Annotated in this window: 2 protein-coding genes; one reads left to right on the top strand and one right to left on the bottom strand. The window is 54.6% G+C overall.

The window, feature by feature from the left end; genetic code table 11:
- The coding region (locus J5224_RS29355) for an NAD(P)-dependent oxidoreductase (protein WP_264628596.1) at nt 1-847 on the top strand (847 nt) is incomplete at its 5' end.
- Between the two features lie 74 nt (nt 848-921).
- On the opposite strand, the gene J5224_RS29350 is transcribed toward J5224_RS29355, so the two are convergent.
- Nucleotides 922-1,104: KTSC domain-containing protein (locus J5224_RS29350; RefSeq protein WP_264628595.1), on the bottom strand; the 183-nt coding region annotated here is incomplete at its 5' end.

The following is a 1,104-nucleotide window of genomic DNA, read 5'->3' as shown; positions in this document are numbered from 1 at the left end:
GCCGGAACTGGTGGTGGAACGCGCGCAAGGGTGCGAGGTGATTATCACCAATAAAGTGGTGCTGACGCGTGAGATCCTGCAAGCGTTGCCCGCGCTAAAACTGATCGCGGTTACCGCAACCGGTGTGAACAACATTGATATTGCCGCCGCACAGGAACTGGGGATCGCTGTACGCAACGTTCCTGCTTATTCGACGCAATCGGTCGCCGAACACGTGATCGCGATGATATTTTCTCTCAAGCATAGCCTGATGGGCTGGTATCGCGATCAGCTCAGCGATCGCTGGGCCGAGCACAATCAGTTTTGCTATTTCGATCATCCGGTAAAAGACATCGCGGGCTCAACGCTCGGCATCATTGGCTCCGGCGCGATAGGGCAAGAGGTAGCACGATTGGCCAGCGCGGTGGGAATGAAAGTGCTGTTTGCGGAACGGCGCAGCGCGGCGCAGTGTCGGCCCGGCTACTTACCGTTCGACCAAGTGATGCAAACGGCCGATGTTATCTCGCTGCATTGCCCACTGACAGCGGAGACCCAGGGTTTGATCAATGCCCAGACGCTGGCACTGTGTAAACCGTCGGCATTTATCATCAATACGGCGCGCGGCGCGTTGGTGGATGAACCGGCACTGCTGACGGTACTGTTGCAGCACCGTATCGCGGGTGCCGCATTGGATGGATTGACACAGGAGCCACCGGCGTTAGATAACCCGTTGATGAAAGCGGCGAAAACCATGCCAAACCTGTTGATTACTCCCCATATCGCCTGGACATCCGGCTCGTCGTTGCAAGTGCTGATGGAGAAAACCATCGCCAATATCGATGAGTTTGTGCAGCAGCAGGGGCTCTAACGCTGTTCCGTGTCTTGAGATAGCGCGCAGCGGGCCGTTATAGGCCCGCTACCGATAAGGCGCTTGCCGTGTTATTACAGTTTATCGTAGGGAAATGAGTTTTTGATGTAGCGCGTGTAGTAGCGATACTTTGCCGTGCTGGACAGCAACTCTTCATAGATCATCCGTGCGACACCTTTGTATAAATAGGTGCTGCCGTTCAGCAGTTCAACTTCCAGATGTTTTTTCTCTTCGTCATAGCCGACAGAAAACAGTTC

Source organism: Candidatus Symbiopectobacterium sp. NZEC135 (genome assembly GCF_025962695.1).
This window is presented reverse-complemented; position numbering and strand designations above follow the sequence as displayed.